This is a genomic window from Pedobacter sp. 01T416_2, from assembly GCF_056398925.1.
Genome location: NZ_JBFTQI010000183.1, coordinates 1 through 8,667, shown reverse-complemented (window position 1 = coordinate 8,667; position 8,667 = coordinate 1). Strand labels below are relative to the sequence as shown.

The window sequence follows — 8,667 nt, the reverse complement described above, 5'->3', positions numbered from 1 at the left end:
GCCGTAAACTCCGGAAGAAGGTCTTCCCTTAGCATCTACATCACGGTTTAACGCATAGGCACAATGAAGCACATCGTACTCCTTGCCTGAAAAATTTAATCTAGCTTTGAAAGCCATAGTTTTAAAATTTAAAGGTTAAAAATTTGATTAGTATAGCCTCCGCTATGTTAAATATAAACCAAATATTAAGCCAATTATTGTGTATGTTACTCATATATAACAGCTAACGCGTACACTTAATTCTAAAATATTATCCTACGGTTAGCAGAACGCAGATTTTTGACAAGAAAAAAAATGTATTTTTTTTGAAATCACCCGCCGTCTCATTTCCACTACATACAATAGCTTAAAATATTGTAGCATTTTTAGACAAGGCGTTACTTTTTGAAGCGTAATTTTGGACAATTACTAATTTTTATACCAGTCGAAAGCACAGAAAGCAATCCAGTCTTTAGCTGCTCCATCTCTCCTGTTTAGGGCCGTTAACTCAACAGACACATCTTTACCTGCACATGCATTTTTCCAATATATGCCCCGGTTTAAGATTTTTCATATTACTAGACCAATTTCCAATAATTTTTTTCTTGATCTTTAGTTTGAGCACTGTAGCCTAAAAAAATACAATTGCGCCTATAAATAGTATTCCTCATATTCCTGGCAATTGTGCATCTAGCGGATAATTTCGAACCCATTATTACCTTTTGGCAGGTGTATGTAAAAAGGGAAACCAAACTCTTCATTTGCTCCCTTTTTGAGGTAAGAAATAATAGGGCTATGATTCTTTCTTTTTAAGTTTAACAATTTATTCTGCGCATAAAATTCTAATTTGGTTTGATTAGGAAATTCTTGTAAAACATAATCTTCCTCTGCCAACATAGCGAACATATTTTTTAACGCGCTCAAATTATCTTCTTCTAAATACATGGAAGTATCCGTTTCCTGATATCTCTTTTTTAACAGGGCGGATAATTCGTCGATTTTCTTATCCCTGAAAAGAAGGTATATACTGCGATAAAAATCATTAACAAGTTTTAAGCTATTTTCATTTTTAACATCAATAATCTGGGATGCTACCCAACCTAATGTTTGATAAGGTACTTCAGCTTTAAAAACACCTCCTATTTTTAATTCCGGTAGCTTTTTTTCATTTAAAGCCGGAGCATCTAGTTTTGTTATCGTCTTTTGATTATCAAAATTACCATTTGCCGAATCCAAAACGTTTATTTTTATGTGAGCTTCGGCGTTAGGATTAATCAGTTCACCTTCAACAGGCTTTAAAACAACACTAAAACTTTGATTGCCGCTTGATAAAATAAAGTGGTTTATCGGATATTGAGAATGGATGCTACCTGCTTCGGTATGGGTATGAACAACTACATCGTTTACAATGAGATCAAAATTTGCCAGTGAAATATTGTATTCCAGTAAATAATATGGTTCAGTCATAAAGGTTATTTTTTAAAAAGATGTGCAAACGGACTATCATACTCTTTTAATAGTGGCTTAGCATATTCCTCAACAATGTGATCCATATATGCCTTTTTAGTTATGATCTTAATTGACATATTTAGGTTAGCATTAGTCGGATCTATAACCAGTTGGGTTAATACATCATTTTTGCTCCAAAACAATTGTTGGGGATATTGCGTAGCCTTATTATCAAATTCATCAGCAACTTCTTTAACAAGATGTGGCATAAGGCTTTTTAATAATGCAGGCGTTTCCTTTTCGTTGTCATCAAATTTTCTTTGATTATAAATAATAGAATCGGGTGTCGAATAGCTTTTTAGCATATCCTTAAGTAAGTTTGCTGCATCTTTATTATCTGGATGTACACTGATAAAACTCACAACGCCATTGTAGGTTACTACTTTAGTTTCTAAAACTTCGGCGATTTTAGCTTTGTCGAAAGTTACATTATCGTTCCCTGCAAAAAAATAATAAACTATCTTTTCTCCCTTATCAACCAACTGAACACCATCTTTTGTGGGTAGTTCAAAGCGTCCCTTTTGTTCCGTTATATTTTTGGTAAATTCAGACAAATCTACATTGGGCTTTTCGGCAAGGACCAAATCTTTTAGGTCAATTTTTTTTGGACTGCAGCCTAAAAAGATTAAACAAACTAAAAAAGCTAAATTTTTCTTCATGAGTATATAAAATTAAACCAAATAATGTTTCTTAAATTTAACATCGTCTTTTTCAACAAGAACAGCATCACCATCAAAGCTAAAAGTTCTCTTAATAAAACCAAATTTAATTGTTGTAGCTGCAACAAACGTGGCTTTTATGCCTCCGAATTCTGCTATTGGAGCGACGAATACTCCTTCTTTATCGGCACCTAATTTTACGCCTCCGGTAACGCTTGTTTTAGCATCCGCTTTTACAATCCCCGAAACCCCCATACTACCCGTTTCGGCTTTGGCCGTAGCTTTAAATTCGATATTGACCTTGAGCTCACCGGTAATTTTGACTTCACCGGTTGTTTCTTTAGGGAATTTAACATTGATGATGGATTTCCCTGCAATATTAAGTGCACCGCCTACGGTAATCAAAAAAGTTATCTTAACGTATTTGTTCATTTTATCCTTAATCCAGGTGAGTACTTCACCAGCCCCTGGACATATAGCATTTCCACCATATTTTAGAACAATATCGATTAGATCTATACTGAGAGCGGCTTCTATAAGCGGATTGGTTTCTGCGCCGATTTCGACAATCTCTCCAACAACTTTGTTTGTTTTTTTTAAATACCATTGAGCAGACACCGCCAAAACAGGTGCCTTCACTTCGAACATGAACCTTCCTTTGGCCAAACAGGAATTAGATACCCGATCTGCCATTTGCTTAACCTGATTTATAACCCTCAGGGTTTTAGCAATACGTTCTGACCATTCTTTACTAAATTCAACCTTTTGCTTTTTACCTGCTGAGGTAGTCCATTCTCCTACAAATGATAGCTCAAACTTTTGAGCCATCTCACCAAAGTTTTCGGACCAGCCGGCATCTACTGCAGCACCTATTGCTTTCTTTTTTGCTTCATCTAACTCATAACCGTACAACTTATTACCGTAGGTGTAGGCAAAGGGTTGGGTATGCGACCATTTAAATTCTATGGTCCATTTAATATCAGAGTATACATGTATAGCCAATGTAGGATTGTTCTGAACAGAATAATACCTGCAAGAATGGATATGAACCATGTAATTATTCATTAATCCATCCCGCTTGGGCCAAATGTAATTTAATGGAATAACATTGAACTTACTCATTGTTGATACTGCCGGAACTGTAATTTTGCCCTCATTCTCAGCTTTTACATCAATGTTGATTAATTTGATGGTTTTATTATGCTTTTTGCGGTCAAAACAAGCTTTGGTATCGAATTTTACGGGTTCAACGGTAATATCTTTTGGTTTATTGCCAACAATAGTTTCATAAATAATAGTTTGTGCATTATGCCCGTAATATTCAAATGCAATATCTACCCTCCGGTTATTCTGATAGTCTGCCTCATTTTTATATTTAATATTGTCGCGGCCTTTTTTATCGTCTGTAGGGTTTACTTCTCCATGTCCGGCCGTTTTGATCCGATTTGGATCTAATTTCCCTTTGATAAAAAACTCTCTTACTGTTTTTGCCCTGTTTTCTGATAATACATTGTTATGGTTCTGTTTACCGATTACACAAGCAAAACCATCAAGTTGAATAGTACTGTATCGATGTTCGAGCAGGAACCGCAATATATTATTAAGCTGCTTAAGACTTTCGGGTAAAAGTTCTGTACTGTCAAATTTAAAAATAATAGACTCTAACGTTTTTTCCCTTTTATCGATAACATTTTTAACTCCACTTCCATTATCGAAAACTAGTTCGGGTTTACTTCCTTCTTCTATTACATTAATTTGTTCAAACTTGCACAACTCAAACCTTGCCTCGTTTTTATCGGGCTGGTAAATGGTAACCGGTGTTCTGTTTTCGGGTATTTCTACTACCTGCGATTTAAGTTTATCTTTTATCCTTAAAAACCGGGCATGGGCAGTATCGCCCTTACTTCCCGTATCTTCAATATATTCACCAGTTACGGGATGCACCACACGCACATAAAATTCTTCAACATCCGATCTATCATTCATAGACTGGTACCATGAATACGTATTGGGAATTTTTAGGTTAATTTCGCCATTGGTTACACTTACCTGATAAATTTTTCGGGTTTCTTCATCATCTTTTGGCCATAGGCCTAATGCTGATCTCAATTTTCTGAATACCCTAACCTCTACATTATCATAGCCATTTAATCCTTCAGTAAAAAGCCTGAGCCAGATGAGTTCTCCGTACGAAAACTGGTAAGTTTTGCGCACATCTGCTCCCCCTTCATTTTGAGTCCACCTGCTGTCTATTATTTTTGCAGGCGATTCGCCCCTGATCTTTAAACCTGATTTGCTATCAAAATTCCCGCTCCATGTTGCTTCAATGTACCACAGGTATGGTCCGCATAATTTTTTGGGTATCCGGTAACCATAGCTAAAATTGCTGGGGATTGTTTTCTGAAGATCTATGACGCTTTTCTCGTTAAAAACGGCCCATTTTACATCTTTCTTTCTATCTTGCTCGGTAGTGCCGGGCTGCCATTCTCCTATTTTGAACCAAACATACTGATCTGGAGCTACTACCACTAACTGACCGGGTATAGATCCTTTGTTAGCATTATATACTTTACCTTCACCGGTCCAAATAATTTTCTTTATTCCCTTTGCCATACGTTATGCTTTAACACTTGCTTCTACACCGTTAAAATTATTTGCAGATTCATCTAAAGATTCTGACATGGGATTGAGCTGTGATTGTACGTCTTTATTTGCGTTATTAAAGTTTTGTTTTGAGGCTTCTGCTTTTTGCCCGTGCTGAACAATCTCAATGCAATCGGGGCCTCCTATTGGGCAGGTAGCTTTGCTATCTTCGAGCAAAATTTTACCTCCGTTTGTAAGGATGGTATCTTCATAAAAACCCGACCATTTGGTTACCACAGCATTACAGGGTTTATTGTACATTTTTGAGCAGGATCCAAACATGTTCTTTTCAAAAGTTGGGCCGATATCCATTGTGGTTGCTATAGATTTTTGGCTTCCATCTTTATCGTTTGCATATTCTTTTGTATGCGTTAGCACTTTGAGTTTATCGGGCGCCGATCCAAATTTGCACATACACTGTGCCCCCTGAACTACAATATGTTTCTCTGCCATTGCCTTAATTATTTAGTAAACGATCCCAAAATCCTTTTTTTGACGGGCCATCAAGTACCACCATTTCTGTTACGGGCAAACCTTTAACATTGGTATCTAATTCAAAATCGTGATCAAACTCCTGGTTATTTTCGGGAATCAATGCAATTTTTATCTTTACTTTCGCTTTTTCCTGCGCTCCGTAACTGAAATCAGAAACGACAGATATGATCCGCTTAAATTTCGGGTGTAAAAGATAATATCCTTCATAGTTACCGGTGGCCCTGTTTGTGATATATAATTCATCCTCCAAAGGCATAATAGTACCATCATGAATCAATTCTATTGCTCCAAAGCTATTAGATTGGGCAGCTAATTTTTCTTGTGTTAGATAGCCTTCTACGTTAAAGCCTCTGGCTATCGGAAATTTATATATAGATTCAGTTATATGGTTCTGACCGTATTCTTTATAAATCGGTTTAAAAAAAGTGTGAATAAACCAATCGCTATTTAAAAATGCAAGATTTATACTATCAGCATTAGCCAGCTGTTTTTCCATCCGCTCTACATAGTCTTCTACAAGACCACCTTCAAAATTATCCAGCACCTTCTTTTTAACAGATTCCCATCTTTTTAATATATCCTGGTGATTGTAAATACTTTGAAAACCACCATTTTGATCAACACTAATTACCAAAGGATAAAACACTTTTCCTATAGCATAAGCTAAACGATCGGCAACCAGATCGGGCAAGATTTCATTGACAAAAACATCGCTAATCCGCTCAATTTGAAATAAAGGTTGTCCCTCTTTACCTGGCTTTAACCTGGTAACACGCACTTCGTATTTAACTTCATTGCTATTTTCTTCGCCCTCGTTAAAAATGATTAAAACGCCATATTTTACAGACAGTTCTGCTGGCCATTCTAAGCGGAGGGCATTTATGCCTGAATAGTATATTGTTTTATTTGCAATGTCCATTTTTATCGATTTGTTCTATCTATTTCAAAAAGGATTATTTAATAAGAACCAGGTATAAAGAAAGTGCTATGCTTATAATTAATATTTCCGCAAAAAACATCACACAGCGAGTTAAATATAAATCACTATAATCGCACTCTTGATTTCTAAAAACTATTTTGATAGATGAGCATTTTAAAAATCAAGCAACTGACTTATAAATGATTTCTTATCTTCAATGTTGTAAAATATCATGTGCAGGATAAACCAGTAGGATATCATTACAAATGCAATAAATATTAAACTCATTACCAGTGTTATTATAAATGAGTTCTTTATTTTGTTTAAACAAAATACGACCAATAGAAATATAAATGTAGTAATTATTCCAGCCGGCATTCCTACCCTAGGCAATACCATTAGAATCGATTTGGTATCAAATTTTAATAATATATGGTCGTTTATGTACCAAAGGGTTATACCTAGAGCAGTAACTACAAACATGATCAAACTAATGATGATTAGTTTTTGAGGATTCTTCATAATTATTTCTTTTTATATCCTGTATTTACTCCCGAACTAAAAGCTCCCCGTAATCCTTCTTCAATTTTTGGCCAAAACCGGGTGTGGCTTAAACTATGCGATGTCATCGCCAAATATGGTATTGATCCAGGTTTTTTGTCTAACTCCGCAATGTTTTCATCTTTTTCTGCAACCAAATCTGCATTGTATTTTGTAACGAATTCCGTATATTTTTTCAGATTTCCCCCGAAGATTTTAAGCTGTGCATCAAGATTTCCCGTTACGACATATTCAGCATAATTAATATAATTGTAAATATTGGCCAACTGAGCAGGTTTAATAAACTGACTGAACAGACGCATTAACATATCTTCCAAATTATTGCTATGCACTGCATTTTGTGCCCCTTTTAAGAAAGTACCGAATTGAGCTCTTTTGTTTCTTGAGTTATAAGGATCTTTATCAAAAATGGGAACATCTAGAATCGACAATCCTTTGGTCTGTTTTTTTGGGGTCCATGATGTTTCGTCAATGCTATCAGTTATCCCTCTTTTTTCTCCGAAAATATTTGCTAATAAACTTAATAAATAGCTGTCCTTTGGGCCGCTTTTAATATGAAATAGTGTATTTAAAACTGTTAAACCCTGACTCAAATTCAGATTTGTTGCCCAGGTAACTTTATCGTACCCTTTTTTCCCCCCGTTATAATTCTTATTTACATCGTAGCTCCATAAAAGAAATTTATTTAATATACTTACGAATGAATCCTTTTCTTTTTGCAAGCTGGAATTTTCAATTTTCAGTGAATTAATGTACTTAATAAATTCTGATATGATCATATTGATTCCTAAAAAAGCTGTTGCCATTTCTTTCCATGCAGCAATTGCTTTTTTTTCAGAACGCCAGCCCTTAAGATAATCTGTAATAACTTCGTGTTTTACACTTTTAACAGTTTTTATACCCCGCTCAAATTTATCCATCTGGAAAGATTTTAATAGCCCTTCCATATTGACCAAACTAAAATCTGCTACGAGCTGCTGCGTTAAATCATATTCATTATGTACATTGATTATTTTACAAGCGCTATGTAGTTTGGTATGATTTAATTGGTGCTTTTTTTGAAAAAATGGCGTTGATAAATAAGTAATACTTTTAATCTTCCATAGTTTAGGAAATTCAGTAAATTTATTTCTTTTTAAAACTTCAGACTTCGCTATCATTTCTTTACTCGTAATGAGTTCTGTAAATTGGTTTATTACATTACCCCCATGCGAATGTCCGATTAAATGCAAATGAACTTTTTGATGTCTCCAATTTCTGTATGTCCGTAACATTACATCCATTAAACGCTCTGCTGCAATATTTCTTTCTTTGGTATCATTGTCTCCAGACCAACTAAAAAAATCGCCCTCAATATGTAAATTCAGATATTGAAATTTTATTTCTTTTATTTTATTCCAAAAATTATTTACACTTTCTGCTGTTGCTTTATGTGTTTTCGCATCAATACCCCTCCAGTACTCGGTATTTGCCTGGTGCTTTAAGCCTGCCGTATTTACAGGATCTGTAGTACCGGCAACAAACATTACAATATCAGCAATAGGTTTATTTTTTGTAGCCTCAGGAATTACAAACCTCGGCTTCTTAAACATTACATTCGTCATAGCCTGCTTATTTACCGGTGATATTAATTTTTTTGTTCGAAGCTAAGACCAAATTTTCTCCCAAGGCAACAATCTCTACCTTTTCAGCAGTTTCAAATGCTGTTTGCGAAGTGGAAACATGAAACATAGTAATTGTAATGATCAGGTTTTTAGCAATTTTCTTAATGGCCATATCAAAAAAGATTTGATTTTTCCGCACTGTTAATCTCTACAGTTTTTTCAGAACTCTCCAACAGCATGTTTTCTTTGGTGCTAAAAATAGTTACCTTTTCAGCATACTGTGTAGATTCCAGATTCC

At 35.1% G+C, this 8,667-nt stretch carries 8 protein-coding genes; all 8 read right to left on the bottom strand.

Translation table 11 applies throughout. From position 1 onward, the window contains the following. Window positions 1-117 (bottom strand): type VI secretion system tube protein TssD (gene tssD / locus AC1DPQ_RS10000; protein WP_477609074.1); only part of this gene is annotated, 117 nt, incomplete at its 3' end. A 552-nt stretch (window positions 118-669) separates the two neighbouring features. Then, window positions 670-1,446 carry a hypothetical protein gene (locus tag AC1DPQ_RS09995; RefSeq protein WP_477581688.1) on the bottom strand — a complete coding sequence of 259 codons (777 nt, stop codon included), beginning with the start codon at window positions 1,444-1,446 and terminating at the stop codon, window positions 670-672. Between the two features lie 5 nt (window positions 1,447-1,451). Then, window positions 1,452-2,147, bottom strand: a complete 696-nt coding sequence (locus AC1DPQ_RS09990; RefSeq protein WP_477581686.1) for a hypothetical protein — start codon at window positions 2,145-2,147, stop codon at window positions 1,452-1,454. 12 nt (window positions 2,148-2,159) lie between these two features. Continuing rightward, window positions 2,160-4,760 (bottom strand): OmpA family protein, encoded by a 2,601-nt coding sequence (locus tag AC1DPQ_RS09985; protein ID WP_477581684.1) that lies wholly within the window; start codon window positions 4,758-4,760, stop codon window positions 2,160-2,162. A 3-nt stretch (window positions 4,761-4,763) separates the two neighbouring features. Beyond that, on the bottom strand, window positions 4,764-5,243 hold the full coding sequence (locus tag AC1DPQ_RS09980) for a DUF4280 domain-containing protein (protein WP_230142646.1): 480 nt from the start codon (window positions 5,241-5,243) through the stop codon (window positions 4,764-4,766). A gap of 4 nt (window positions 5,244-5,247) precedes the next feature. After that, window positions 5,248-6,204, bottom strand: a complete 957-nt coding sequence (locus AC1DPQ_RS09975; protein ID WP_477581681.1) for a hypothetical protein — start codon at window positions 6,202-6,204, stop codon at window positions 5,248-5,250. A gap of 524 nt (window positions 6,205-6,728) precedes the next feature. Beyond that, the gene (locus tag AC1DPQ_RS09970) at window positions 6,729-8,357 is read right to left on the bottom strand and encodes a hypothetical protein (protein ID WP_477609071.1); all 1,629 of its coding nucleotides are present in this window, start codon (window positions 8,355-8,357) and stop codon (window positions 6,729-6,731) included. A 19-nt stretch (window positions 8,358-8,376) separates the two neighbouring features. Next, window positions 8,377-8,541: a hypothetical protein gene (locus AC1DPQ_RS09965; RefSeq protein WP_477609069.1), complete on the bottom strand. Its 165-nt coding sequence runs from the start codon at window positions 8,539-8,541 to the stop codon at window positions 8,377-8,379. Between the last annotated feature and the right edge of the window lie 126 nt (window positions 8,542-8,667).